Annotated in this window: 17 protein-coding genes; 6 read left to right on the top strand and 11 right to left on the bottom strand. The window is 52.0% G+C overall.

Going from position 1 to position 26,473, the window contains the following annotated elements:
* The first annotated feature begins 68 nt into the window (after positions 1-68).
* Positions 69-1,145 (top strand): AraC family transcriptional regulator, encoded by a 1,077-nt coding sequence (locus H8K43_RS07915; protein ID WP_186903315.1) that lies wholly within the window; start codon positions 69-71, stop codon positions 1,143-1,145.
* A 2-nt stretch (positions 1,146-1,147) separates the two neighbouring features.
* On the opposite strand, the gene H8K43_RS07910 is transcribed toward H8K43_RS07915, so the two are convergent.
* From H8K43_RS07910 to H8K43_RS07900, 3 genes are all read right to left on the bottom strand, one after another.
* Positions 1,148-3,373: an ATP-binding protein gene (locus H8K43_RS07910; RefSeq protein ID WP_186903314.1), complete on the bottom strand. Its 2,226-nt coding sequence runs from the start codon at positions 3,371-3,373 to the stop codon at positions 1,148-1,150.
* A gap of 81 nt (positions 3,374-3,454) precedes the next feature.
* Entirely contained in the window at positions 3,455-5,155 is a 1,701-nt protein-coding gene (locus tag H8K43_RS07905; RefSeq protein WP_186903389.1) for an ABC transporter substrate-binding protein, read from the bottom strand.
* Positions 5,156-5,621: 466 nt separating this feature from the next.
* The gene (locus tag H8K43_RS07900) at positions 5,622-8,387 is read right to left on the bottom strand and encodes an ImpA family metalloprotease (RefSeq protein ID WP_186903313.1); all 2,766 of its coding nucleotides are present in this window, start codon (positions 8,385-8,387) and stop codon (positions 5,622-5,624) included.
* A 236-nt stretch (positions 8,388-8,623) separates the two neighbouring features.
* Here H8K43_RS07900 and H8K43_RS07895 point away from each other — a divergent pair, with 236 nt between their 5' ends.
* On the top strand, positions 8,624-9,697 hold the full coding sequence (locus H8K43_RS07895; RefSeq protein ID WP_230403743.1) for a M29 family metallopeptidase: 1,074 nt from the start codon (positions 8,624-8,626) through the stop codon (positions 9,695-9,697).
* On the opposite strand, the gene H8K43_RS07890 is transcribed toward H8K43_RS07895, so the two are convergent.
* The 5 genes from H8K43_RS07890 to H8K43_RS07870 form a co-directional block, all read right to left on the bottom strand.
* Positions 9,689-10,207: a hypothetical protein gene (locus H8K43_RS07890; protein ID WP_186903312.1), complete on the bottom strand. Its 519-nt coding sequence runs from the start codon at positions 10,205-10,207 to the stop codon at positions 9,689-9,691. The genes H8K43_RS07895 and H8K43_RS07890 overlap by 9 nt on opposite strands.
* A 262-nt stretch (positions 10,208-10,469) precedes the next feature.
* The gene (locus tag H8K43_RS07885) at positions 10,470-11,633 is read right to left on the bottom strand and encodes a hypothetical protein (protein WP_186903311.1); all 1,164 of its coding nucleotides are present in this window, start codon (positions 11,631-11,633) and stop codon (positions 10,470-10,472) included.
* 133 nt (positions 11,634-11,766) lie between these two features.
* Positions 11,767-12,165 (bottom strand): response regulator transcription factor, encoded by a 399-nt coding sequence (locus H8K43_RS07880; RefSeq protein WP_186903310.1) that lies wholly within the window; start codon positions 12,163-12,165, stop codon positions 11,767-11,769.
* Between the two features lie 166 nt (positions 12,166-12,331).
* A complete protein-coding gene (locus tag H8K43_RS07875; RefSeq protein WP_186903309.1) occupies positions 12,332-12,964 on the bottom strand; it encodes a response regulator transcription factor in 633 nt (210 codons plus the stop codon).
* Positions 12,964-14,775, bottom strand: a complete 1,812-nt coding sequence (locus H8K43_RS07870; protein ID WP_186903308.1) for a sensor histidine kinase — start codon at positions 14,773-14,775, stop codon at positions 12,964-12,966. The genes H8K43_RS07875 and H8K43_RS07870 overlap by 1 nt, the downstream gene beginning before the upstream one ends.
* Positions 14,776-15,166: 391 nt before the next feature.
* Here H8K43_RS07870 and metG point away from each other — a divergent pair, with 391 nt between their 5' ends.
* From metG to H8K43_RS07855, 3 genes are all read left to right on the top strand, one after another.
* Positions 15,167-17,257, top strand: coding sequence for a methionine--tRNA ligase (metG, locus tag H8K43_RS07865; protein WP_186903307.1), 2,091 nt, complete (start codon positions 15,167-15,169; stop codon positions 17,255-17,257).
* Between the two features lie 5 nt (positions 17,258-17,262).
* Positions 17,263-17,742 (top strand): GNAT family N-acetyltransferase, encoded by a 480-nt coding sequence (locus H8K43_RS07860; RefSeq protein ID WP_186903306.1) that lies wholly within the window; start codon positions 17,263-17,265, stop codon positions 17,740-17,742.
* A 63-nt stretch (positions 17,743-17,805) separates the two neighbouring features.
* Entirely contained in the window at positions 17,806-19,596 is a 1,791-nt protein-coding gene (locus H8K43_RS07855) for an aminopeptidase P family protein (RefSeq protein WP_186903305.1), read from the top strand.
* Between the two features lie 5 nt (positions 19,597-19,601).
* Here H8K43_RS07855 and H8K43_RS07850 read toward each other — a convergent pair whose 3' ends face one another.
* Complete coding sequence (locus tag H8K43_RS07850; RefSeq protein WP_186903304.1) at positions 19,602-20,549, bottom strand: LysR family transcriptional regulator; 948 nt, start codon at positions 20,547-20,549, stop codon at positions 19,602-19,604.
* 107 nt (positions 20,550-20,656) lie between these two features.
* Here H8K43_RS07850 and H8K43_RS07845 point away from each other — a divergent pair, with 107 nt between their 5' ends.
* Positions 20,657-21,706 (top strand): YeiH family protein, encoded by a 1,050-nt coding sequence (locus H8K43_RS07845; protein WP_222610986.1) that lies wholly within the window; start codon positions 20,657-20,659, stop codon positions 21,704-21,706.
* A gap of 27 nt (positions 21,707-21,733) precedes the next feature.
* Here the strand turns inward: H8K43_RS07845 and H8K43_RS07840 are convergent, their stop codons facing one another.
* Together H8K43_RS07840 and H8K43_RS07835 are read right to left on the bottom strand one after the other, a co-directional pair.
* Positions 21,734-25,306: a PAS domain S-box protein gene (locus tag H8K43_RS07840; RefSeq protein ID WP_186903303.1), complete on the bottom strand. Its 3,573-nt coding sequence runs from the start codon at positions 25,304-25,306 to the stop codon at positions 21,734-21,736.
* Complete coding sequence (locus H8K43_RS07835; RefSeq protein WP_186903302.1) at positions 25,306-26,454, bottom strand: FIST signal transduction protein; 1,149 nt, start codon at positions 26,452-26,454, stop codon at positions 25,306-25,308. Before H8K43_RS07835 ends, H8K43_RS07840 begins: the two co-directional genes overlap by 1 nt.
* Positions 26,455-26,473 lie beyond the last annotated feature (19 nt).

The raw sequence follows: 26,473 nt of genomic DNA, 5'->3' as shown, positions 1-26,473 counted from the left end.
ATACTCAACAGCTTAGTCCCAAATCCACGTCAGGTATTGCTGATTCATGTCACAGGAATTGTTCTAACATGCCAGAGCATCGTGTTCACTCCACCTTAGCAGCCCGCAGCGCGCCAGGCGCCAGCGTTGCACTGGCCTATGCGCAGCCCTTGCTGGAACTGTTGGAGGAACGTGGCCAGAACCTGGCACAAATCAATCAGGATGAGCGCGGCCATCCGCTGTTCAATCCATCCGGCGAAACCATGTCAGCTACGTCCTATCTGCGCTTGCTGGATGAAGGGGCAAAGCGCTGCGCAGACCCGCAATTTGGCCTGCATGTCGGTGAAAAGGTGAAGCTAGGCACCTACAATGTGTATGGCATGCTGCTCATGAGTTGCCGTGATTTTGGTGAGGCTTTTCAGCAAACCATGCGTTATGAGGCATTGGCGCATGATCTGGGACGATCCGAACTGATCGTTGATGGCGATGTGGCCGAGTACCGCTGGCACAGCCATTTTCCTGACGCCAGCCCGCATCTGGCCGAAAGTGTGTTCGCCGGTATCCGTGTATTCGGCGACTGGTTTGCAGGCAGCAAACTGCCGCATGCACCGGTTTATTTTCAGCATGCAGCACCGGAAGATATCAGCGAACACCGGCGCGTATTCGGGCCCGGGGTGCACTTTGGTGCCAGCTGTCATCACAGCCGTTTTCCAGCCGCATTGCTGAACTGGCCGGTACCACATGCCGACACCGGCTTATCAGCAATACTACGTCAGCATGCAGATCAATTGCTGATGCAAAAGCACAGACAACACCGTGAGCATGAAATCGTACATAGCTTGCGACAAACCATCAGCGAGCAACTCGCAAACGAACAATGGCGACTGAACGATATCGCCGCCACGCTGCAACTGAGCCCACGTACCCTGCAACGCAAACTGGCCGAAGCCGGTGTCAGTTTTCAGCAAATTCTGGACGAAACCCGGCATGAACTGGCGCTGTCATATCTGCAGAATGCGGACTTCAGCCTGTCAGACATTGCCTTCCTGCTTGGTTACCGCGAACAAAGCGCATTTCAGCATGCGTTCAAAGAATGGACCGGCGTCACACCAGGCGCGTGGCGGCTGCAACATCGCGGCACGCTGAACAATTGCCATCAGGCGTAACCTCACTTGCTCTTGAGTTCGCTGTCAGGCGCAATCAGCGGCAAAGTCAGTGTGAAGCAAGTCCCCAGACCTGGTGCGCTGTGCAAATCAATTTTACCGCCCAGGACTTCAGTCGCCAGGTTATACACGATATTCATCCCTAAACCAGAGCCGCCCTGACCAAACTTAGTGGTGAAAAACGGATCGAATACCTTGCTCAGATTGTCAGCGGAAATACCGTTGCCATCATCCCGGAATTCAATCACTGCCGAATCACCTACGCTGCGCGCGATCAAATGCATGTTGCCACTGTCCCTGCCTTCAAACGCATGGGTCATGGCATTGCTGACGAAATTGCCTATGATCTGACCTAGCGCTCCCGGAAAGCTGTTCATGGTGATACCGGATTCCAGCGTGGTACGCATCTGAAACGGAGACTTGGTATACATCGCGGAATTCGTCAGCAGGATTTCTTCCAGTACCTGCCGGAGATCAAACTGGCGCCGCATATCGCTGGACTGATCAACCGCCACATGTTTGAAACTGCGTATCAGCTCTGAGGCGCGTGTCAGTGAGCGCATCAATACGTCGGTACCGAACAGCATGCCATCAGCAAAGGCATTCAGGCTGCTGCGTTTAATCTGTCCCTGTTCAACTTCGCGTTTAATCCGCTTTGCATCATCCTGCAAAGTACTGGCCACAGTCACGCTATTGCCGATAGGTGTGTTGAGCTCATGCGCAACCCCGGCCACCAGTGAGCCCAATGAAGCCAGTTTTTCCTGACGTATCAGTTCGGTCTGCATCAGACGCAAGGATTGCAAGGCAGCTTCCAGCTCCTGATTTGAGCGCTCCAGATTCTCGGTACGACGCGCCACCCTTTGCTCCAGCTCTTCGTTGAGCTCACGCAGTGCCGCTTCGGCTGCATTCTGGCGCGTGACATCCTGTGGTGTAATGATGAAGCGCTGCTCGCCATCGGCTTCATAGCGGCGCGCTGACAACAGACAATCATGAATATGGCCGTTTGCATCGCGTAGCCGTGCCGGAAAAGAATCGACTTGCGGCTGATTACGCAGCATGTCATTGAAGGCCGTCAATTGCTGGCTATCGACCCAGATATGCGTACTGCTGTTGAACGAGTGATCCAGCACCTGCTCACGCCGGTAAGCAAATAAATCCAGCCAGGCATCATTCACCGCTTCGATTTTCCTGCCATGCAAATTCAGCAAAGACAGCGGCAGCGGTGAACGCTCAAAGATTTCTGAAAACTTATATTCAGCCGTTCTGAGGGTCGCTTCCGACTGTCGCAATTTGCGCATCTGAACCGAGAGTATCCACATCACAAAACTCAGAATACTGACCACCAGTACAGTCAATGCGACCCGCGTTTCCATACGCTGATTCCATTGTGCGAGCATGCTGTCAAAGTCGCGTCCATAGACTATAGTGAGCGGAAAATTCTCTACTTTACGATAGGCATATAAGCGCGAAAATTCATCATCGAGCCATTCTGCATCCTCAAAACTGCCTTCAATATCTGACTGACTGAGCTTTTTAGTTGCGTTGGCCTGGCTGACATCACGGTCAGCAAAACGGGCTTCAAACGGCGAGCGTATCACCACATAGCCGGGGTCCAGTATCAGTGCCACCATCGCATTATTTTCACTCGCAACACTGGCATACAATCCGGCAAAATAAGCAATCCGGATATCGGTGCTGATAATGCCTACCTGTTGCTGGTGACGGTCAAAGATATTGCGCGCAATCGGCAACACCAGCTGGCTGTCATACGGCGAGTGATAAGGGCGTCCGATCACGACTTCACTGTAATCAGGCGCATTCAGCAAAAACCGGACATCCTGGCGGTCTGCCACATTCGTGCTATGCGCTGGAAAATCCGGCGAACTGACCCAGCTATTGCCGCCCAAATCGATATAGCGCAGGGATTTGATGTAACGGTTATCCTGGATGTCATAGGACGCGATGATTTTCTGTATCGCGCCTTGATCATGCGCAACAGCCGACACAGCCGCCGCGACTGCATCCAGTTTCTGCACCCCATCCTGCATGGTTTGCGCCACATGCTCTTCCAGTATCCGCACGGCGACATGCGCATTGGTGCGTTCTGCATCCAATGTCAGTGTTCGGTCTTCACGCATACTCAGGTAAGTTTGCGTCACTATCACAGCGACAATCAACAGGGTGACCGCCAGCAGATTGATGTGCTGAAAACGGGAAAATACTTGCTTCATCTTGAACTGCATTGGGTCACCTGGTTACGGAAAAACCTGTTTTTTTTGACTGACACTGCGTAGAAACTGCTTAAACCTGACTTATCTGACCCGACCTTCGCGCCAGGCCTGCAACAATTTTTCATAGGCGATGGTTTCGCCCTGATTTTTCTCCTGTGGAATTTTCTTCCAGGGTGCACCTTTATCGCTCAGATAACGTGACTCATCCGACTTAGGATTCAGGCGCGGCGCGCAATGCTGCATGCCTTGCGCCTGTAGTTCACCCAACTGTTTATCCATCTGCGCCGCCAGAGTATCGAGCGCCTCTTTGGGACTGGCTTCACCATTGATGGCCGCAGCGACATTGGTCCACCATAAAGTTGCCAATTGCGGATAATCCGGCACATTACTGCCGGTCGGGGTCCAGGCGATGCGCGCCGGGCTGCGGTAAAACTCGATCAAGCCACCGTAACGGTCGGCATTGCGGGTGAAATATTCGTGCCGGATATCGGACTCGCGGATGAAGGTCAGCCCGGTGATCGACTTTTTCAGGGATACGGTTTTCGAGGTGACGAACTGCGCATACAACCAGGCCGCTGCTTTCCTGTGCACTGGCGTGGACTTAAAAAATGTCCAGGACCCGACATCCTGGTAACCATTCTGCATACCGTTTTTCCAATACACACCATGCGGCGAAGGTGCCATGCGCCACTTAGGTGTGCCGTCAGCATTCATCACCGGCAGGCCCGGCTTAGTCAGCGCTGCGGTAAACGCGGTATACCAAAAAATTTGTTGCGCAATCTGTCCCTGCCCGGCTACCGGACCGGCTTCCGAAAAATTCAGCGCCTTTGCCTGACGCGGCGCATAGTCATTCATCCATTGCAGGTATTTACTCAAGGCATACACAGCGGCCGGTGAATTGGTGGCACCGCCACGCGCCACACTCGCACCAACCGGTGTGCATTGATCGCTGGCGACCCGTATACCCCATTCATCGACTGGCAAGCCATTCGGCAAGCCCTTATCTGCCACCCCGGCCATAGACAACCAGGCATCGGTAAAGCGCCAGCCCAGCGAGGGATCACGCTTGCCATAATCCATGTGCCCATACACAGGCTGGCCATCGATTTCACGCACATGTTTGGAAAAAAATTCGGCGATATCTTCATAAGCCGACCAGTTCAGTGGCACCCCAAGCTCATAGCCGTAGCGCGCTTTGAAACGTTGCTGCAGATCTGGCCGCGCAAACCAGTCGGCACGAAACCAGTACAGGTTTGCGAACTGCTGATCAGGCAACTGATATAGCTTGCCATTGGGTGCAGTAATGAAGCGCAAGCCGATAAAATCCTTCAGATCGAGGCCAGGATTGGTATAGTCCTTACCCGCCCCTTTCATGAAATCGGACAGTGCTTCAATCACGCCGTAGCGGTAATGGGTACCGATCAGATCAGAATCTGATATCCAGCCATCATACGGACTGTTATTACTGTAAATGGCTTTTTGCAGGCGCTGCACCAGATCGCCTTCCGGCATGATTTCATGCACTACCCGGATACCGGTGATGTCAAAAAAAGCCTGGCTCAGCACATTGGCTTCATAGACATGGGTATCGATGACTTCTGATACAACCCGGATTTCTTGTACGCCCCGCGCTTTGAGTCGCTGCGCCGTTTGCGTGAACCACTTCAGTTCATCGCGCTGCTGCTCGCGCGTCAGGCTGGATGGCTGAAACTCCTTATCTATCCAGCGTTCTGCCGCTGCGGGATGCGCGGCAAGCTGCAAAGGTAAGCTTGAAACACCCATTAAATACAGCAATGCGCACAACCGGACTGACTTCATAAGCACTCCAGAGCGGAACAGCAAACAATCATGCAATCGTTGAAAGATAAACAGGACGGACAGTAAGCCTGTGCTGCGGTCTGATCCATGCCAGGAAAATTCCTGCCTCTTTTTTCAAAAAAGAAATTTTTCCTGGAAGGAAAATATGCATCCGATTATAAAGCGCGTATTTACGGGTGACAAATTTATGCAATCTGGAAACAACGCATCAAAACAAAAGCACAAATGAAAACGCGGAACCTGAGTACAGGTCCCGCGCCGGAATTGGATCGGTGGCTTGCCCACCAGAGTGGGCCCGCACACCTTGCTACCGTCATACATATCGGTTGTATGTACAGCAGCTGAGTTGAATCATAGCAAAGAATTATGACATTGACATGACTAAAATCAAATAAATGTGCTTTTTTGCAAACAAACAACAGTAGCAGACTCAGTTAAACGGGTAAGCCGGAGTCTTTCCCTCTATATCCATCCAGATTCCTGTCTCTACCTGATTTCCTTTACCCGGAGCCAGCGCATACAGGCTCAGCGGCGCCACGTCCAGCTTCAGATCAGCGACAGAATCCAGCGATTTCTGGTCGAGCGGCAAACCATAGGCAAAGAAATAGTTACGCATATCCTTACCGATAATTTTAGAACTCAGTACATACACCAGATCATGGTTAGTGATGGTGTTGTTGGAATAGCGTCCCATGCCGTACTTGGCTGCATTTGCCACAGTCCAGTCTTTTGCCACCAGACGATCACCCTTGGTCAGCAAGGTCAGATATTCGATGGTGGTATGCGGTGTGGGTTTGGCCATCCCGAGACGGTAGCGGGTGTATAAAAAGCCGAGCTGGAAATGCATGGCGCGCATCGCATTCTGATCATCGCTGTCCCACAATTTCTTTTGCATGATGGCACGCAGTGCTTCACTTGTGGCGCCGCTAGCGCGGCTATCGACCATAAACTGATACAATCCCTTATGGTTGATACGATCACCACTCACGTCGATACCTGTCAATCCAAACTGGCGTATCGCTGAAGCGGTAGACAGAATATTGTTATCGCATTCCACCACACAACCAGCGCTGCCAGGCGGCACGATGTGATGTACGCGCTGCACGGTGTTGTGACCGAGCTCATGCCACCAGCCCCAGCCAGCGGAAATTCCGGCGAAACCATCAGAAGGATTACCTGAACACAAGAATCCGCAGGTGGCGATCCAGCCGATGAAATGTTGTACGCCGGGTGCGCGATGCAGATCACCGTCACAAGTCCAGCCCAGGGTATCGCATACCGATTTAACGTTATCCGACATCGCCATATTGCTGTAACCATTCGCGATATGATTGGAATCGAAAATACGTGCACGCAGATTATTGAGAATGTAGTCACGTGGATCCGTATTACCAATCACGCTGAGTGCATAGGCATTGGTCTGATGCACTTCACCGCCAACAAACTTCGATGTCTGCCAGCCAAATACTTTGGACTTGATGACGGCAGATGCCGCATCAATCTCAGCCTGGGACATATCCTTAGTGAAATCAAAGTGACCATATTTAGCGGCACCTTTGACACGCAAACGCACGACTTTTCCTGCTGCCAGGCCACTGTAGTTTAGATAGATCGGACCACCAAAAGGCGTGGTGAATACATTGTCGCTAGCCACACGCAAAGGAACTGAGAATGACACCGGACGACGCGGGCGACCATACTTGGTATTATCATTCACCGGGTCACCCCAGGTTCTGGCGTATCCAGTCTGCATACCCAGTGTACCGCCTGCTGCATCGGCCACCTGTATGGTGACGGTTTTACCCGGGATCGCAGCGCGGCCTATTGCGGTGGTACCACTACCCTGTGCAATCGTGACATCGATATCCTCAAAGTCTGCACTGACTGGCATCGTTAATGCCTCTTTCGGCATGTAATCACCATAACCGGCTGGTGCTACCGTGGTGTTGGCACGGTTATACACCACCCAGGAATCCGCCGCATAAGTACGCAAGAAATCACTGGCTGTCGCCTTCTGATCTGGCGGCAACTGACCATACTTGACTGCATTCGGCCGCCACAAATCTGCCCACAATACCAGCAACTTATGCAAGTCCATACCTGCCTGCTGAAACAGATTCGCGCCACGTCCATGCTGGCCGGCCAATTCATTCATTAACTGAGTGACTGGCGTAAGTGGCGTTGAGTCAGCTTTAAAATCCCAGCTCAGTTTTTCATCCTGCAGCTTTTGTAAAGTCGGAATTAAGGCACCCATTTTATCTGCACGTGCAATACTGTCTGCAACAGTGCGGCCAGCAGAAATACCCAGATCTGCGGCAGAACCGAAGTAATTCCCCGGATAACCACCCACATTCATGCCCATGGCATTCGCCACCTGACGACCACCGGCAGATTCTATCCAGCTAGGCGCGAAATACATCACATGCTTACCGGCTTTCATATAGGTTTGTACCTGGGAAGTCAGCGTAGCACTGTCTTTGGTACCGCCACCGAACACTAGTAAATCCGCACTCTGCCAGCAGGTATTGGCTGCATCGCTAAGGGCGCAGCTGATTTCCTGACCTTGAACACCAATCTTTTTCAGATAAGCGTTGACGTTAGCTGCGCCATACCCCGTCACCACAAATTTCACCGTAGCAGGTAATGCCGTATCCGGGTCACCTGTCAGCACCCAGTTGAAAGCACGCAAAAACATAGGCTGATGCTGCTGCTGTGTGGTTGTGCCTGCCATCCACGATAATACGTCCGCACCATAGGCCATGCCACGGCCAGAGCCCAGGGTACTCAGTGCAGCCATGCCATTACCACTGTCAGACGACAGGTAACTGATGCCTGAAGTGGAGTTGAGCAATCCTATCTCTATAGAATTACCGGTGTAGGTCAGCGTCTGATCCAGCTCCGCGCCATTTTTGCGAAAAATCTTACCCAGAGTACCGACCTGACTGAGTTGGATCGCAGCTGCATTGGCCTGCGCTTTTTGCAATAAAGTGAGTTGCAAGCTGCTATCCAGACCCGATACATCACCAGACTGCATCGCGGCCGCAATCTTTTCATCCGCTGTGGGAACACGCGGAGGCTGCACCACCCCTTCGCCGCCTGAGGATGAAGTAGAACTGGTGCTGCCGCCGCTGCCGCCACCGCAAGCGGCCAGCACCAGCAAGAGGGGGAGCAGTCTGAGATAGGGTAAATTTCGCATATTCGTGTACAGATTCCAGGTGTTTGAAAAAGCATAGGCGCAATCGCCGATTGATGACAAAGTTTACTAATGGAAATATCTGCCGTCTATTGCACCTTAGTGCAAACCTGCGGCAAATCTAGTCTTGCTTTTGCGCCAAATCATGGGTTTTCCAGCAGCCCCGCAGCAAAGTCTTGGTAAAATACGGATCCGCGCAGACTGCTGTGCCTCAGAATTCCAGCCCTCCCCTTTTCGCAATGCAAACACTCACCTCAAACGCAGGCCCAGTTGCAGTAAGCCACAACAAATCTCGCGACTTCAGCGAACTGTGCTCACTCGCCAGTCAACACATCGCAGGTATCCTGGAGCATGCTTTTTGCCATACCAGTCAACAGCAAGCGCTGATTGTCTTTGATACCCAGTCCGCACTGGCCAGCATACTCAGTCAGGCTTATCAGCACTGCCTGCCCCAGGCGAAGTGTCTGCATTTCGGCACGGTGCCGGCACAAGAAATACTGGATGCGATTGCGGCATTACAGAAATCTGATCTTGTGATCCTGGTGCAGTCCACTAATTTCAGACTGGAAGCCTACAGGCTGCGGGTGGAACTGTTTAAGCGTGGTTTAAAAGTGATAGAGCATCCGCACCTGGGTCGCATGGATGGAGAGGAAATCAGCTACTACATAGACGCACTGCAGTATGACCCCGGCTATTACCGGGAAACTGGCAAAGCGATCAAGCGCATCATTGATCAGGCCAGCCAGGCTGTGATTGATAGTGGCGATGGTGCGCAGCTGGTGTTTGGCGGTGGCTTGGAACCTGCCAAGCTGAACGTCGGTGATTACAGCGGGATGGCCAATGTCGGTGGCCAGTTCCCTATCGGTGAAGTGTTCACCGAATCTGTCCGGCTGGAAGATGTGAATGGCAAAGTTCGTATTTTTATTTTCGGCGATACCAGCTTCCGTATCAACGAACCGCCCCTGCCCATCACGCTGATTGTGCAACAGGGTCAGGTCGTTGACACGGAAAACAGCACCGAAGAATTTGATCGCGTACTCGCCAACATCCGTGCTGACGATGGTGTAGTCTGGGTACGCGAGCTGGGCTTTGGCCTGAATCGCGCGTTTTCTCAGGACAGAAAAGTCATGGACATAGGCACCTACGAACGTATGTGCGGCATCCATTTATCGCTGGGTTCCAAACATGGCAGTTACGCCAAGCCCCATATCAAACGTGGCGAAGGCAGACACCATGTCGATGTATTCGCTATCACCTGCTCAGTACGCCTGGATGGACAGGAGCTTTACCAGGATGGCCGCTGGTCAGTCTGACTCACACAGCGTAGCGTGCAGATTGAACTGCGGCTTTACGGTATCGTCACGCATCAGATCCAGATTGCGCCAGCCGCCATGCTGCAGCAAAGACTCTATTTTTTTCAAGGCGCGCAGCAAATCCATCTGGCGTTCAACGATAGGGGCGAATCCATATTGAATGATGTTACGGATCGCAAAGTCACTGCTCAGCCCCAGCGGCAACAGAGCCTGTACGATCAGATAAGCTTCCGGATGCAACAGCGCCAGCCTGGCTTCTGCCGGCTTATCTGCCGACTCAATAAAGGCCATATCAAAGCCAGCATTGGGCAGCATTTCATTAATTTTTTTGGCCAGATAAAAACGCATCGCCGGGGTTGCTTCACTCCCCTCAAATACCAACACGAATTCATGCGCCGGAATGGAGGTAATTGCGTTGCCGGAATGGGCAAGCACACCAGGACGGCCATCTGAAGTTGACAGTAAATAATTAATTAATTCAGCATCGACAGACATGTTGGTCTTTTTCATGATAGAGGCAGATCAGGGTTGATCAGAGTTTCCAGCCAGAGTCTAACGACTCACAGGCACGAAAACTATTGCACTTTGGTGCAATCCAGAAAAAAAACCAAACTTGGGACAGGCTGCGAAAGAAATGACTGAAGTGCCCATTTCTTTCGCATACACTTTGATGAATCAGGATAGCGGGTTAAGCATCACACCACCGAAGCTGGCTGGCGTCTAAGCTGTACCTAACCGAGATCAATCTGAAAAGCGGATTGAAGAAGCAAAATTAAAGTCGCGTCATTTTCCAGGTGCCGGTATAGCCATTGCTCAGTTTGAGCGTGCCACTGCCACTCACAAGCGTATCGAGCTTGCCGGTAAAAGTACCATTGATCCCATTGGCAGCCGGTGTGCTGAGTGTGAAGCTCAGATCACCTTCATTGCTCACGCTGGCGTTTAACAACCGCGTCGTGAAATCTGTGGTCAAACCACCGGCACTGAGTTCAAATAATTTGCTGACAACACCGTTGTGATCAATTTCAATAAAATTAGTGCGGGTATCAGTCCCTATCGTCAGATTCCAGCGACCGGCAAATCGCGGTAAAACCTTGACACCCGCATTGCTGATACTTAGCCGGCCTATCAGTTCAGAGCTCATGCTCAGATTTTTACTGCCGCCCGGGATTCCAGATTGAAAGTCAGCATCAAAGCCTGTCGCCACGCATTTAACATACTGACCGCTGACCGTATCGCGCCAGCAGGTACGGCTCAGGTCTTTACTCGTCTCAGCGAAACTCTCGCTTGGCGTAGTACGGTTAGTCACTTCCTTTAGCGTCGCCACTTCCTTTAGTGCAGTGAACTTACCAGCAGCGACCGTCACATCTTCTACCGCTGCCACACTTCCGGTATCGCGGACTGTTTTGTAAGTACTGACAGCAGAACCGGAATTGCAAGCTAACACGGCATTGACATCCCAGTTCTGCCCAACAGCATAGGGGGATTGCACGGTTTGATAAGGCTGCGCAAACGAACAAGGCAATACAGACGCTGAGCGCGGGGAAAACAGGAGCTCTGCGCCATTTGCATCGTAATAACTGGCGTAGGAAAAGGTGGCAGAGGTGTTCGTACCAGCAAAGAAGTATCCGGTTTTGGGTAACTTATCGTTGAGTATGCTCGCGCTGCCAGTCGCATTACGATACGGATTCCAATATACTTCGGTCGAATAATAAGTCCAGCTCGAACCCTTATCATCTTTCACCTGGTGTTGATAAGTAAAGCTATCGCCCGCGAGCGGTACCTGTCTCTGGAACGTCTTTTGTTGTACTGGCGGCTCGGTCGCACTACCGCTACCACTGCCAGTAGCTCCACCACCTCCGCCACAAGCTGTCAGCACTAATCCGGAAACAATAAAACCCAACAGGCCACTGACAGATTGCAATTTTTGCTGATACACGATTTCTGACTCCAAGTTGTTTATATAATAAATTTTTAATGATTATATAATTTTAAACCCGGCAAGCAAAGCCAGACCCGGCAACTCCAACTTGCAGAACTTTCGCTGCCGCTGAAACATATGCAGAACAATCTCAGGTAATTTCAGATTCCAGCCAGCAGCGTATTGCCTGCCGTATGGAGCGCAGCAGCACGTCCTTCTGTACCGGGCGGATTAATAAAGAAATGTGATCAGACTCAAGCGCAGCAGCAAGCTGGGGATAGCAAACCTGGTCGACTAATAACAGTACTGGCATATGCAAGCTCAACTGCCGGATTTGCTGCAATATCGCACCAGTCTCCACCTCGCGCCGGCTCAAAGCCAGCAAGGCGCAAGTGCCACCCGCTTCGGGTCGTGGCAATCCAAAATCATCAAGGCTGCTGAAACTACGCACACGATACTCTCTGGCGCCCAGCACCAGGCCAAGCACCGCGCGCTCATAATCATCACTGCCAATGATATTGACATGAGTAAGCTCAGACGGATTCAACATAAATACCTGCAATACAGCATAGACACGCCTATCTGGGAGGCCCAGTACCTGAAAGGCGCCAGTGTAGGCAGCCTGAGCAAACCGGTCTATCGTACTTTGGTGCAAAATCAGGAATATTTATTTGAAACTAACGCCCTGGCATGTTCTACCTTGAGCAGGTCGCTACTCAGGTTTTATCCATATCAAAAACCCCCAGCTGGGTTGCGCGCAATACCAGCTCCGCCAGGGTCTCTACCTGCATTTTTTCCATCACGCTGCTACGCTGCGCCTTGATAGTGCGCTCGGAATTGCCGAGTTCATAGGCGATCTGCTTATTGAGCTTGCCGCGTACGACCAGATGAAATACTTCGAGTTCGCGTTCAGTGAGCAAAGAATAGCGATAGCGCAGCTCTTCCAGCTGCACTCTGGACTGATGCGCTTCTTCGTAACGCTGATGCGCGGCATTGACTGCCTTGAGTAAATCTTCTTTCTGCACAGGCTTACTCAAAAAATCCTCGGCACCTGCCTTAATGGCGCGCACACTCATGGAAATATCACCGTAAGCAGTCAGGAAAATCACCGGAACCGGACATTGCCGCTTATTCAGGAATTCCTGTACCTCCAGACCGCTCAGGCCAGGCATATTCACATCCAGCAAAATGCAACTGACTTCAGCAGGCAAATCTGCCTGAAAAAAATGGGCACCCGACTCATAGGTAAATACCCGAAAACCGCAAGCCTGCAGCAATATGCCCAGCGCGGAGCGCACTGAGGAATCATCATCGACCACATGTACAATAGGCGGTAAGCTGGCTTGCATTATTCGCTCCTGATCAATGGCAATTTGAAACGCATGATGCCACCGTTTAAGCGATTCTCTGCCCAGATATGGCCGCCATGCGCCTGCACAATAGAAGCACTGATCCATAATCCCAAACCCACACCTTCAGGCTTGGTAGTAAAAAACGATTCGAATACCCGTTCCACGCCCTCGTCAAAGCCAGTGCCGCTGTCCAGAATAGAAATCCTGACGTGATCGCTTCCATACAACATGGTCTCAACCGTGATACTGCGTTCACGCCCTTTTTTGCGGTCTATCGCGTCCATACTATTGAGCAGCAAGTTAACCAGTACCTGTTGCATCTGCACGATGTTGAGCGAGACGATCATGCCATCTGCACCTAATTTTTCCTTGATACTGATACGCCGCACTTTGGCTTCTATCGATAAGAAATGCAGCACTTTACGCACCAGCCAGTTCACATCTGCCGGCACCAGTTCAGTATCGGATTTCGTCAGCAAACCCTGCATGTTTTTAATCAACTCATCCGCCCGCAAATTATCGCGCCGTATATTCTGTAACGTTTCCTGCACCAGATCGAGCGTGGGCGGCTCACGCTTCAGAAATATCTGTGCAGCCTCCACATTACTCAGGATCGCAGCCAGCGGCTGCATCAGTTCATGGCCGATGGCTTCATTGTAGATAGAGGCCGTCATCTTGCGGTTCATTTGGGTAATCTGCCCCAAGACCTGACGCGAGGCATCAACTGCGTGCGCATGTAAGCGCCGCTCTATGACCAGTGCAACGACCGCAATCAGCAAGACCAGCACCAGAGCAAAGGTAAAAATGAGTTGCCAGCGATAGGCTTCCCATATGGTAGGTGTATAAAAACGCAGCTCACTGCCGCTGGGATATTGCCCGGGCTGAACCTGCCAGCGCAGCACTTGATTTTTATCGAGCAGCGGTGTGAATCCGGAACTGAGTATCTCCTGCCGTAAAGGCTTGCCAGCCAAAATAGACGTTGCCAGTTCAGCGGTTTCCCTGCCTTGTTCAGCATAGGCAAAGCTCAGCGCGGCCAGCGGCCCCGTTCCGAGTACGGCTGCATCGTCAACCAGCACCGGACGCATAGACGACGTAATCACTTGTGCCAAAAACTCGCTGCCTGAGGAGCGCCCGGTCGCAATATCCGCGCTCAGCAAACCCTGATACACCACAGCATCCGGCGCTAAATTGCTGAGCACTTCCTTTACAACATCAACAGACTGGCCACGCAAATCCTGTACATTCAGCTTGTCAGCCATACCATTCAAACGCGAAGGCAGGAAGGTTTTATTGGTTTCAGGACCAGGCGCATTGCCGATCAAAACCAGCTGTTGCGCATCAGGAAACAAGGCTTTCGCGACACTGACCACATTCGAAAAATTTGCCCGCAATACTTTGCCGGTAAAATTCGACGGCAGATTCATCTGTACCACATCAATATCACTGGTCAGTGCAAACACCACCGGCGTGCCAGGCCACAGATTTTTTTCATATTGCAGCAGGTAGCGCAATGCCTGCTGACCAAACACCAAAATCATGTCCGGATTTTGCGTACGGTATTTTTCTTTGAGCCATTTGCTCAGGTTTTGCTTATATGTTTCCTGCGGAAACTGGGAGATATCCAGATTTTCATGAAAAATCGTGTGCGGCCCGGATTTGCGTAACTCCGTCTTTAAGGCACCGTAAAATTCCTGCAAAGAAGCGCTGGACCCCATGTCTGGACTCAACAGCAAAACCCGCTTACCCTCCGCAGACTGCGCCTGTACTGACACAGCCAGACTGGACAGGATAAAGAGCAGTAAAAACAAGACTTTTTTCATGAGCAGGCAAAATAATGAAGCACTGGTTTGAGCGATTGCGCCATGTGCGCTGATCAGCCAAACCAGAAATTAATGTTATTGCAATATGCGAAGCTATTATCAGCAGCAACATTAAGAATGATGACAAATAATTTCCATTGGGAAATTGTGGTCAGGCATTATCAGGGATTTTCCAAACCCAGGCAAAACAGCTGTTGTTTTCGCTCCATCTGTGCGCGCGCCTCAGCCATCAAGGCTGAGCTGGTTTTCAATTCGTCGCAACAAAAGCGAGATTTAAATATCAACAATGCCAGCCCCTAATTCTTTGCCTGCACGAAAAAAGCCAGCTATTCGCTGTTAGAATATCGCCCTTGTTCCTTACATTCAAAAGTGCATCAACATGACCCGTAAGCTGTTCGTTACTACCGCCCTCCCCTACGCTAACGCGCCTTTCCACCTCGGTCACATCATGGAATACATCCAGGCTGATATCTGGGTACGCCATCAGCGAATGTCGGGTAACGAAGTGCATTTCGTCGGCGCCGACGACGCACACGGCGCACCGATCATGATTGCAGCAGAAAAAGCTGGCCTCACGCCTCAGGCTTTTGTAGCCGGTATTGCGGCTGGCCGTAAGCAATATCTGGATGGCTTCCATATTCAGTTTGATAACTGGCATTCGACCGATGGCGAAGAAAACCATGCGTTGTCGCAGGATATCTACCGTAAATTAAAAGCAGCCGGCTTCATCACCAGCAAAACCATAGAACAGTTTTATGATCCGGTAAAAAACATGTTCCTGCCGGACCGCTATATCAAAGGCGAATGTCCGAAATGTGGCGCTAAAGATCAGTATGGCGATTCCTGCGAAGTTTGCAGTGCGGTCTATGCGCCGACTGAAGTCGTGAATCCGTATTCTGTGCTGACCGGCGCGACACCGGTGATGAAATCCTCAGAACACTTCTTCTTCAAATTATCTGACCAACAATGCGTGGATTTCCTGCGCAACTGGGCCTTACAAGACAATCGCCTGCAATCCGAAGTGGCGAACAAGTGCCGTGAATGGCTGGAAGGCGAAGATGGACTGGGCGACTGGGACATCAGCCGCGATGCGCCGTATTTTGGGATTGAAATTCCGGATCAGCCGGGCAAGTACTTCTATGTATGGCTGGATGCACCAGTGGGTTATCTGGCCTCATTGAAAAATTATTTCGGCAAAACCGGCCGTGATTTCGATGCATTCATGGCTGACCCCAGCACCGAACAGATACACTTTATCGGTAAAGACATCACCTACTTCCATACGCTGTTCTGGCCTGCGATGCTGAAATTCTCCGGTTACAAAACACCGGACAATGTGTATGCACACGGCTTTGTCACCGTATCCGGCGAAAAAATGTCTAAGTCGCGTGGCACCGGCATTTCGCCCTTGCGCTATCTGGACATAGGCATGAACCCGGAATGGCTGCGCTACTACTTTGCGGCCAAATTGAACGCCAAAGTCGAAGATCTGGATATGAACCCGGAAGATTTTGTCGCCCGCGTCAATTCTGACCTGATCGGCAAATACATCAACATCGCGTCGCGCGCAGCGGGCTTCATCACCAAGCGCTTCAACGGCGTCATCAGCACCGACTGGGCAACGCCAGACGATGCCTTCCTGGGCAATCTGCGCAAAGCTGCACCTGAGATTCAAGCCTTGTTTGAAGCCCGTGAATACGGCAAGGCACTGCGTCTGGCCATGGAACAGGCCGACCTGGTGAATGCCTATGTGGATGCCAACAAGCCTTGGGAGTTAGCGAAGAAACCGGAAAACGATGCCAGACTGCAGGAAGTCTGCAGCCGTCTGTTAGAAGCTTTCCGCATCCTGACCATCTTCCTGAAACCGGTCTTGCCACAACTGGCAAGCCAGGTTGAAGCCCAGTTAAATATCGCTGCGCTGCAATGGTCAGATGTCGCGACACCACTGCCACATCTGCATACCATTCATCCGTATGCGCATTTGATGCAACGCGTTGATCCTAAGATTTTTGATCAGTTGTTTGATGCGCCAACCGCACCTGCAACTGCCGCAACTGCAGAAGCCGCAACAACGACTGCAGCTGTCACAACTGCTACAGGCACAGCGAGTGACATAGAACCGGTTGCAGCAGAAATCAACATTGCTGATTTCGCCAAGATCGATTTGCGGATTGCGAAAATCGTCAATTGTGAACACGTAGAAGGCTCAGACAAATTACTGCGCTTAACGCTGGATGTTGGTGAAGGCCGCACCCGCAATGTGTTTTCCGGTATCAAATCTGCCTATCAGCCAGAACAGCTGATCGGTAAGCTGACGGTGATGGTCGCGAATCTGGCACCACGTAAAATGAAATTCGGCCTGTCCGAAGGCATGGTGCTGGCTGCCTCTGCCGCAGATGAAAAGAATAATCCTGGTTTGTACATCATGGAACCGTGGCCAGGTGCGCAGCCTGGTATGCGGGTTGGCTGATCTGTATGGAACTGGTGATACGCGAAGCCAGTCCGGACGATGCGCAATTGATTGCGCATCTGACCCGGAGTTGCTGGGCCGATAAAGTGGCGCCTACGTCGAGTGGGCATCGCGAAGCAACTGAACAGGTTCAGCACGAGTTATTGCAGGGTGGCGGCTTTATCCTGTATATCAACGATGAACCAGCAGGCTCAGTGCGCTGGCTGCCGGTAGATATGGATGCCGGCATCTGGGAAATGCGTCGCATGGGTGTGTTACCAGCCTTCCGTGGTCAGACCCTGTCACAACATTTGCTCGAAGCCGTCATCCTTGCGGCGCAAACTGCAGGCGTGGAAGAACTGCGATTAGGCGTGCGCACCGATCAGCCAAGATTACTCGATTTGTATGCGGCCTATGAATTCGAGCTGGCACCGGAACTTGACTATGCGCATGCGAATCCAAACGAACCTAAACCTAATGTGATGCGGCGCTTTTTAAGAAACTGAGTGCATTGTAGTAGCCACTCAGCCGCAGCAATTTCCTCACTCTGATGCCAACCAGCTATGCCGATGAACACTATTCCTGAACGCTTGCAGGCGCTGCGCCTGGCGATGCAACAGCAGCAGATCGACGCCTGCCTGATCCCTTCTGCTGACCCCCATTTATCTGAATACCTGCCAGACCGCTGGCAAGGCCGCAGCTATTTTTCCGGTTTCACCGGTTCGGTCGGAAATCTGGTAGTCACCCATGATTTTGCCGGACTATGGGTAGACAGTCGCTACTGGAGTCAGGCCGAGCAGGAATTAGCTGGCACCGGCATCAGCATGATGAAAACCATGTCTGCCGCCGCGACCCTGCACATAGACTGGCTGGCACAGCACATGAAAGCAGGTCAGGTAGTGGCAGCCGATGGCATGGTGCTGGCCTTAGCCACCGCACGCCACTTGCAACACAGCCTGGCGGCGCAAGGCATCACCCTGAAAACTGACACGGATTTACTGGAACAAGTCTGGACTGCGCGGCCAGGCTTGCCGGACGCCGCTGTATTTGAGCATCAGGCGCCGTTTGCGGCGGTGAGCCGCGCTGACAAACTGGCGCAACTGCGTACAGATATGCATAAGCTGGGTGCCGATCACCATTTCGTGTCTACCGTCGATGATCTGGCGTGGATACTGAATCTGCGCGGTGCCGATGTCAGTTATAACCCGGTATTTGTAGCACATGCCCTGATCAGCCAGAACCAGGTGCAGCTGTTTATCGCACCCGGTAAAGTTCCCTCAGATTTAGCAGAGCAACTGCGCGCAGAACACATCCATCTGCGTGACTATGCAGAAGCTGCCAGCGCCTTAAGCCAACTACCCGCCGCTAGCCGCGTACTGATCGATCCACGCCGCATTACCTTTGGCTTCCGTCAGGCGATAGCGACCAGCTGCAGCGTGATCGAAGCCATCAACCCTTCGGTGTTCAGCAAATCGCGCAAAACAGCGGCTGAAGCGCAGTTCGTACGCGAAGCGATGGAGCAGGATGGTGCCGCGCTGTGTGAATTTTTCAGCTGGCTGGAACAGGCACTGAAAAATCAGGAGACGATTACTGAACTAACGATTGATGAGCAGATTTGCGCGGCGCGCGCACGTCAGCCACATTTTATTTCACCTAGCTTCGGCACGATCGCTGGTTACAATGCCAATGGCGCGATGCCACACTACCGTGCCACGCCAGCTTCACATGCAAGGATTCAGGGCGATGGTTTGCTGCTGATCGACTCTGGTGGCCAATACCTGAACGGCACCACCGATATCACACGCGTGGTAGCGATAGGCAAGGTGTCAGAGGCACAGAAACGCGATTTCACGCTGGTGTTGAAAGGCATGATCAATCTGTCGCGCGCACACTTCCCGCGCGGCACGCTGTCACCTATGCTGGACAGCCTGGCACGTGCACCGCTGTGGGCTGAGAATATCAATTTCGGTCACGGCACCGGCCATGGCGTTGGCTATTTCCTCAATGTGCACGAGGGCCCGCAAAGCATTTCCGGTGCGCAGCCGGAAGCACATATGGCGATGCAGGAAGGGATGATCACCTCGAATGAACCTGGCATTTACCGGCCTGGAAAATGGGGTGTGCGGATCGAGAACCTGTTACTGAATATCGCGGCGGAAGCCAATGAATTCGGGGATTTCCTGCAATTTGAAACCCTGACTTTGTGCCCGATCGATGTACGCTGCATCCTGCCTGAATTGCTGAACCATGAAGAGCTGCAATGGCTCAATCAGTACCACCAGCAAGTGTGGCAACGCCTGTCACCACGCCTCTCTGGCGCAGCCAGCGACTGGCTACGCCAGGCGACACAAGCAATCTAAGCTGTTCAGTTTGCGGCACCGGCTTCGCCTGGTGTCGCAGTCTGCAAGCAGGATGACCAGCCACGCACCAGCCGCAGAAAATGGCCAAGCTGAGCCGAAGCCGATTTATGGGCATGGTAAATCAGCGAAAAACGCCGCTCACAGGGCGCGAATTCAGGATGCAATTGGATTAAGCGCCCAGCCGCCAGCAATTCCTGCACCACCGCCACCGACAGGCAACTCAATCCCAAACCAGCCGCCACGGCATACTTAATCGCCTCAGAATTCCCCAACTCACCGGCACAGCGGAAAGATTGCAACTGCTGCGACAAATACTGCTCCACCGTTTCGCGGGTACCGGAACCGGCTTCACGCAATAACCAGGCTTCTTTTTGCAAGTCGGATACCGAGCAGCGCTGCCCTGCAGTCTGTGCCAATGCGTGTTGCGGATGGCAGACCACGATCAATTGCTCCTGCAGCCAGGGCTCGACCACAATACCAGCCTGATGACATTCGCCTTCAATAAAACCTATGTCTGCTGCGTAATTCTCTATGCGCTGCACCACATCGCCAGTATTACCAATGAATAAGGATGGCAGACCAGAGGTCTTACTGGCGGCTACCGTAGATTGCAAATGCGCGAACAGATCAGGTAAGTAATAATTCCCTATAGTGGTACTTGCCGCGATACGCAAGCCCGGCCAGGCTGCGTCGGGCTGCGCAAACTGCGCCTCCATCGAGCGCACCGCATCCAGCACCAGATGGGCCTGTGGCAACAGCAACCTGCCGTTTTCATTCAACAGCAGTCCCTTACCGACCCGGTCAAACAATTGCACCTGCAAGGCAGCTTCCAATTCATTTAAAGCAGCACTGGTGGCAGATTGTGACAGAGCGATTTTCTGACCCGCAGCACTGGTCGTGCCCGTTTCTGCAATCCCTAGAAATACCTGTAACTGACGCAGGCTTAAACGCATTATCAACCTCTTTTTTAGCTTAATAAAAGCAAATTAATTTGTTTTATTAATTTTATCGCTTTCTATATGATGTTTGTGAACCAAACAGCTTGTTTTTAGAACTTGATATGCGAAAAATGATACAAACCCATGCCAGCGGCCTGTTGCTGAGTCTGCTGATGGCAGCTCTTAGCCTGACGCTGGCGCAAAGCGAGCAATTACAAAGCTGGGGATTGGGCAGCCTGACACTGGCGATATTGCTGGGCTTAATACTGGGTAATTTACCCTTGGCGGCCAGCCGTGCCCAGCACTGGAACGCCGGTTTGCAATTCAGCAAACAGCAATTGCTGCGCGCTGGCATCGTGCTGTATGGCTTACGTTTAAGCCTGCGCGACATTGGCAATGTCGGCCTTCCTGGCTTACTGGTCGACCTGGTCATGCTGATCAGCACGCTGTGGCTGGCGGCTTTCCTGGGCAGGCGCGTGTTTCGTCTGCCGCGTGAACTCACTTTGCTGATCGGTGCAGGTAGCGCCATTTGTGGCGCAGCGGCGATACTGGCTGCCGCACCGGTGTTGCGTAGTAAGGAGGAGGACACCGGCATTGCGATTTCCGGCGTGGTGTTTTTCGGCACCTGCAGCATGCTGCTCTATCCCTTATTCTTTCAATCGGAACTGCTGCTGAGCTGGTCTGGTCTGACGCCCGCTGGCATCGGTATCTACACCGGTGCCACGCTGCATGAGGTCGCACAAGTGGTGGTCGCAGGCAAAGCAATGACGCCGCAAATCGCCGATGTCGCCATCGTGACCAAGATGATGCGGGTGATGCTGCTCGCACCGGCATTGTGTGTGCTGGCATTACTGGTCAGCCCTGCACGGCAAACCGGCGCGGCTGACAATACGAACTGGCGCGTGCGTCTGGCCGATATCAGCATTCCCTGGTTTGCAGTCCTGTTTGTTGTGGTGATCCTGATGCAGTCCGTGCTGAGCATACCCTCTGCGCTGCGCCAGTCGTTCGTGCAGCTGGATCAGATCCTGCTGTCAGCCGCCATGTTTGCACTGGGGTTCAGTACCCGCCTCGCCAGTTTGCGCAAAGCTGGCTGGAAACCATTGCTGCTCGCAGGCAGTATCTGGTGCTGGTTAATGCTGGGTGGTCTGCTCATCAGTCAACTGATCTTGTGATGAACCCTGACTAAACCTAACCCCACTTTATTCAGGCGGCATGTCAGCGATAAACTGACGTAAAGCCTGATTCATTTTTTCCAGTTCGCTCACAAACTGACGAAACAGCTCAGGCGTCTGACTAAAATCGGCCTGTTTGCCTTTTTGCTCCAGTGCATAAGCGATATTCTCTGGCGGTTCGGCACAGAAATTTGCGACCAATCCTTTCAAAGTATGGGCGGCTCTGTGCAATAGCTCCGCATCCTGAGTCGCAATTGCTGTACGTATTTCCTCTACATGTTGCTGGTAAGTCTGCAAAAAAGAATTGGCAATAATCTGCACAATTTCACGATCAGCGCGCAGCAATGCCGCGTGATAGTCAAAGTCTGACCGTTCACCTGCAAACGCAGCTTCATTATGAGTATCAGATCTCCGGTCGGGAATCGTCATCATTGCCCCTTGAATTACTTGTAATTGATATTGATCGAGCAGTTCTTTGAGTGAAGCTGCTTTGATCGGTTTGCTTAAGTAGTGGTCCATGCCAGCTTCCAGGCATTTTTCCCAATCGCCAGGCATGGCATTGGCTGTCATGGCGATGATAGGGATACGGGCAGTCCGTTTTGCATCCCGTTCCAGCTGGCGTATGTACATCGTCGCTTCGACGCCGCCCATCAGGGGCATCTGCATGTCCATCAATACCAGATCAAAATGCTGGTGCGAAATCTGGTCTATCGCGATTAATCCATTTTCAGCGATGGTGCTGCTATGCCCCCACTTCTCCAACAGTGAGATCACCAGCTTTTGGTTGACCGAATTATCTTCCACGACCAGTATCCGTAATGGCTGTAACGGCGTGATGCCAGGCTCCGCCGGCAACGACAGTGGCAATACATGCCGGTCTATACCAGCCATCACTGCAGCTACCGCATGGAACAGTTCAGACTGACTGACCGGCTTACTCACATAATCGTGTATGCCCACCTCGCGGCAAAGGCAGGCATGTTCATACGCCCCGGCTGACGAGAGCATGATGATTTTCTGCTCATAACTACCATCAGGCTGACGCAGGCGTTCTGCCAGCTCAAAGCCGCCTGTCTCTGGCATACAGATATCGAGCAAAATCAGATCTAAAGGATGCTGCTGCTCTGCGGCGTCAGCCAGTTGCCGCAGCGCCTCTTCTGCGCTTTCCGCAGACTGAGGCAGCATGCCCCAGGCAATCAGCGTATCTTCAAAAAAATGCCGGTTGATGGCGTTGTCGTCGACAATTAACACGCGCAAACCATGTAAACTGGCCGGCGCCACTGTCGTCTCTAAGTTGCTACCCACGCCCAGAGTCAGTGTAAAAAAGAAACTGCTGCCCTGGCCAGGTTCGCTGAGCACTTCCAGCTTGCCATGCATGCGCTGCACCAGCCGCGAAGAAATGGTCAAGCCTAAACCGGTACCGCCATATTTGCGGGTAGTTGACGCATCCGCCTGACTGAAGGCCTGGAAAATACTGGCTTGCTTATCGTATGGGATCCCGATGCCGTGATCCCTGACGGCGAAAAATATGTCGACCTTGTTGACATGACTGGCGACCAGGCGGACTTCCAGCACCACTTCTCCGGCCTCACTGAATTTGATGGCATTACCCACCAGATTGGTAATGATCTGTCGTATCCGGCCCGGATCACCGATCAGTATTTCAGGAATGCCAGGGTCTATCTGATACACCAGCTCCAGTTTTTTCTCATTCGCCTTCAGCGCCAGTGCCTTGAGCGATGAGGCAAGCAAATCGCGGATAGAGAAGTCGATTTTTTCCAGAATAATTTTTTCGGATTCGATTTTGGAAAAATCCAGTATATCGTTAATGATAGCCAGCAAAGCGTCGGAAGACAGCTTCACTAATTCCAGGTATTCGCGCTGCTGCGGTTGTAAAGGTGTGTCCAGCGCCAGCTCAGTCATCCCTATGATGCCATTCATAGGCGTACGTATTTCGTGACTCATGGTCGCGAGAAACTGGCTCTTGGCTTTATTGGCCGCTTCCGCTCCTTCTTTAGCCTTAATCAGTGCTGATTCAAATTCGAGACGCTCGGTAATATCCCTGCAAGAACAGTAGATACTGCCATCAGGCAGCAAGGCGGCATTCAGCTCGACCGGCACGGCACTGCCATCTTTAGTTACCAACCGAACTTCTGCGCGCAAACGCTGACTTTGCATCAGCTGACACATAAACCTCAGCTCCGAGGGATCGGCGCGCTCATCCACAAACAGATCATGAATTGAACTGCCTATCAATTCCTCACGTTGATAACCAAGTAAAGTCAGCACCAGATCGTTGGCGTAAGTACACTTCTCATCGGCACCCGCAACGAATACAGCATCAGCTGCATTGTCCAGCAACATACGTTGCTTCATCTCGCTTTCGCGCAAAGCCTGATCAGTCGCGAGACGTGCCGAGATATTCTGGAAAGCACCAACAGCACCGACTATTTTCCCCTCTTCAAAAATCGGCGACACCACAATCGCAGCAGGAAAGCTCTTACCGGTTTTATGCCGCAAAAAAGTCAGATCGGAACGGAAGGCTTTTCCTGCAGCGATATACAAACGTATTTGCTCAGAAATGTCCATCACTGCTCCATCCACAGGTAACTCTGGCTGCAGCAGCTTATGCAATTTCTGCCCCATAATTTCATCTAACTGCCAGCCAAGTAACTTCTCAGCCTCAGGATTAATGAAAGTGCAGAGCCCCGCCGCATCAACGGTATAGACGCCCTCGCCCAGTGTGTTCATCACATTCTGCAATAAGGTCTGACTCGACTCTATCTTTTCACGTAGCGCAAACTCTTCTGTTATATCAGTACGGATGGAAATAAACTGATAAGGTCGCTGATCCTCATCCAGTAAGGGAACGATAGTTGCGTTGGTCCAGTAAAAACTACCATCTTTCGCGATATTTCTGATTTGACCGTGCCAGACTTTGCCAGACAAAATCGTAGCCCACATCTTATGAAAGAACTCTTTGCTATGCAGGCCAGAATTCACGATACGGTGGTTTTTCCCCATCAGCTCCTGCGAACTGTATTGACTGATGGTACAGAATTTTTCATTGGCATAAATCAGCGTACCTTTGGCATCGGTAATGCTGACGATCGCATGCTGATCCAGTGCGAACTGCTGCTTGCCCAGGTCAGCCATCGCTTCCTGTAATTCGTTGCGCGTGGTTAGCAGTTCATTCACCAGGATAGATAATTGTTGCGATAAGCCTTCCAGACTCGCATCATCATCGCTGAGTTGACGGCCAAGCTGGCCCAGCGCCTCATTCGCGGTCTGGCGCAAAGCGCTCAACAATTGACGGCGCTGATCCGCATCTGCCCTTAAAGTTTCATTAGCGTGTCCCAGTTCCTGCGAGCTCAGCTCCAGACTGCGCTTACCCAGCTCCAGATCACGATCCGACTGTACATAGGCTTCGTCTACCTGCGTAAAAAATTGCCGCATCCCTTGCAATGCACGCCCAGCCAAAGGCGGACAATCAGCCGATGTCGAGAGCGCTTCAAACTCTTGTAGCAGTTGCTGAAGCTGCGCCTCATCCGCAATCCCCAATAAGCGTTTGTATTGACGCTGAGAGAGCTTATGCGCCATCACATACGCTCAGCCATATAGCTGATGGTCATGGTCTGATTGTGCAGGCTGCAGACTTGCAATTGATAGCCTGGACAAATCTCTCCATTGGAATAAAAGCCGCATATCACTGTATGCTGGCCCATCAGGTCCTGCACGACTTCCACTTCCTCATCCACCCGACCGCCCATCACCAGTTTTCTGCCTACGCAGCTGACCAGCATCGCCAGCGCCTGACCGGAATACGGCGCATCTTTGGGCAAAGCCGCGCTGGCAGCAGTTTCTGCCCCATCCACCAATTCATTGGTTTGCGCATGCATGAGGCGCAAATAACCATCGGGATTAATCGAGCCAGCCAATATCAGGCTACCATCCTGCTCATTGATGCCGAGTATGGTACGTATCTGCCCCAAAGATTCACGCAAATGGCCAAGCATCTCAAACGGAAATAACAAACCTGAACCGGGTAAGTCAGCCGCATAGTCACCCAGATATTTTTTATAGATATCGAGCGCGGGGGCACCGTCCAGTTCGTACAGTATATTGTCTTCGCAACGCGTTACCTTGCGTACCGGCCCAAACGGACGCCAGCCGCCATAACTGCCATGCGTAAAAGTCAGACTCTCGCCATACAGACCGAGCGCCACAATCTGCGCATCAGAAACTCCGGCGGGACCCAGCGTATAGGTGCGCGAAAAACTGCCATTATCACCCGCCAGGCCACCCGTGACAGGCAAGTCCTGCCCCAACTCTGCCACGATGCCATCGATCAGTGCGCTGCCATTGATACCAACTCCCTGACCAAATACGCTGACCGCACGCAAGCCATCTTTATTCAATTGCGCGGCCAACGCGCGTCCGGCCTGCGCACTGTGCTCCATGTCGGGCAAGCTGGCAGTAACGATCTGAAACCGCGCGCTATCGAAATGTATGCCAGTCACCACAACACTTTGTGCACTCACACCCTGAGCAGAAATCTCACCGGCAGTCGAACAGCCCAGCAAGTGGGCATGCGGCAGGCAAAGTCGCAAACGAGGGAAAAAATCGGGATTTTCGAAATGTGCTATCGAGGCAAATATCAGCACCAGCTGTGGTGAAATGGCAGCCACATCCTCCAGCTTCCATTCCGCACCGGGTGTACCATATAAAATTTCCTGAGCAATTTTCATAGCAACCTCATTGTAAAAA

The organism is Cognatundibacterium curvum, from assembly GCF_014284235.1.
Classification (GTDB): Bacteria; Pseudomonadota; Gammaproteobacteria; order Burkholderiales; family Burkholderiaceae_D; genus Undibacterium; species Undibacterium curvum.
This window is presented reverse-complemented; position numbering and strand designations above follow the sequence as displayed.

Excerpts from the sequence above, each read along its gene's own strand:
- H8K43_RS07860 (WP_186903306.1), top strand. The coding sequence starts at position 17,263 with ATGGAACTGGTGATACGCGAAGCCAGTCCGGACGATGCGCAATTGATT.
- metG (WP_186903307.1), top strand. The coding sequence starts at position 15,167 with ATGACCCGTAAGCTGTTCGTTACTACCGCCCTCCCCTACGCTAACGCG.
- H8K43_RS07845 (WP_222610986.1), top strand. The coding sequence starts at position 20,657 with ATGCGAAAAATGATACAAACCCATGCCAGCGGCCTGTTGCTGAGTCTG.
- H8K43_RS07900 (WP_186903313.1), bottom strand. The coding sequence starts at position 8,387 with ATGCGAAATTTACCCTATCTCAGACTGCTCCCCCTCTTGCTGGTGCTG.
- H8K43_RS07895 (WP_230403743.1), top strand. The coding sequence starts at position 8,624 with ATGCAAACACTCACCTCAAACGCAGGCCCAGTTGCAGTAAGCCACAAC.
- H8K43_RS07835 (WP_186903302.1), bottom strand. The coding sequence starts at position 26,454 with ATGAAAATTGCTCAGGAAATTTTATATGGTACACCCGGTGCGGAATGG.
- H8K43_RS07880 (WP_186903310.1), bottom strand. The coding sequence starts at position 12,165 with ATGTTGAATCCGTCTGAGCTTACTCATGTCAATATCATTGGCAGTGAT.
- H8K43_RS07890 (WP_186903312.1), bottom strand. The coding sequence starts at position 10,207 with ATGAAAAAGACCAACATGTCTGTCGATGCTGAATTAATTAATTATTTA.
- H8K43_RS07910 (WP_186903314.1), bottom strand. The coding sequence starts at position 3,373 with ATGAAGCAAGTATTTTCCCGTTTTCAGCACATCAATCTGCTGGCGGTC.
- H8K43_RS07840 (WP_186903303.1), bottom strand. The coding sequence starts at position 25,306 with ATGGCGCATAAGCTCTCTCAGCGTCAATACAAACGCTTATTGGGGATT.
- H8K43_RS07905 (WP_186903389.1), bottom strand. The coding sequence starts at position 5,155 with ATGGGTGTTTCAAGCTTACCTTTGCAGCTTGCCGCGCATCCCGCAGCG.
- H8K43_RS07855 (WP_186903305.1), top strand. The coding sequence starts at position 17,806 with ATGAACACTATTCCTGAACGCTTGCAGGCGCTGCGCCTGGCGATGCAA.
- H8K43_RS07915 (WP_186903315.1), top strand. The coding sequence starts at position 69 with ATGCCAGAGCATCGTGTTCACTCCACCTTAGCAGCCCGCAGCGCGCCA.
- H8K43_RS07850 (WP_186903304.1), bottom strand. The coding sequence starts at position 20,549 with ATGCGTTTAAGCCTGCGTCAGTTACAGGTATTTCTAGGGATTGCAGAA.
- H8K43_RS07875 (WP_186903309.1), bottom strand. The coding sequence starts at position 12,964 with ATGCAAGCCAGCTTACCGCCTATTGTACATGTGGTCGATGATGATTCC.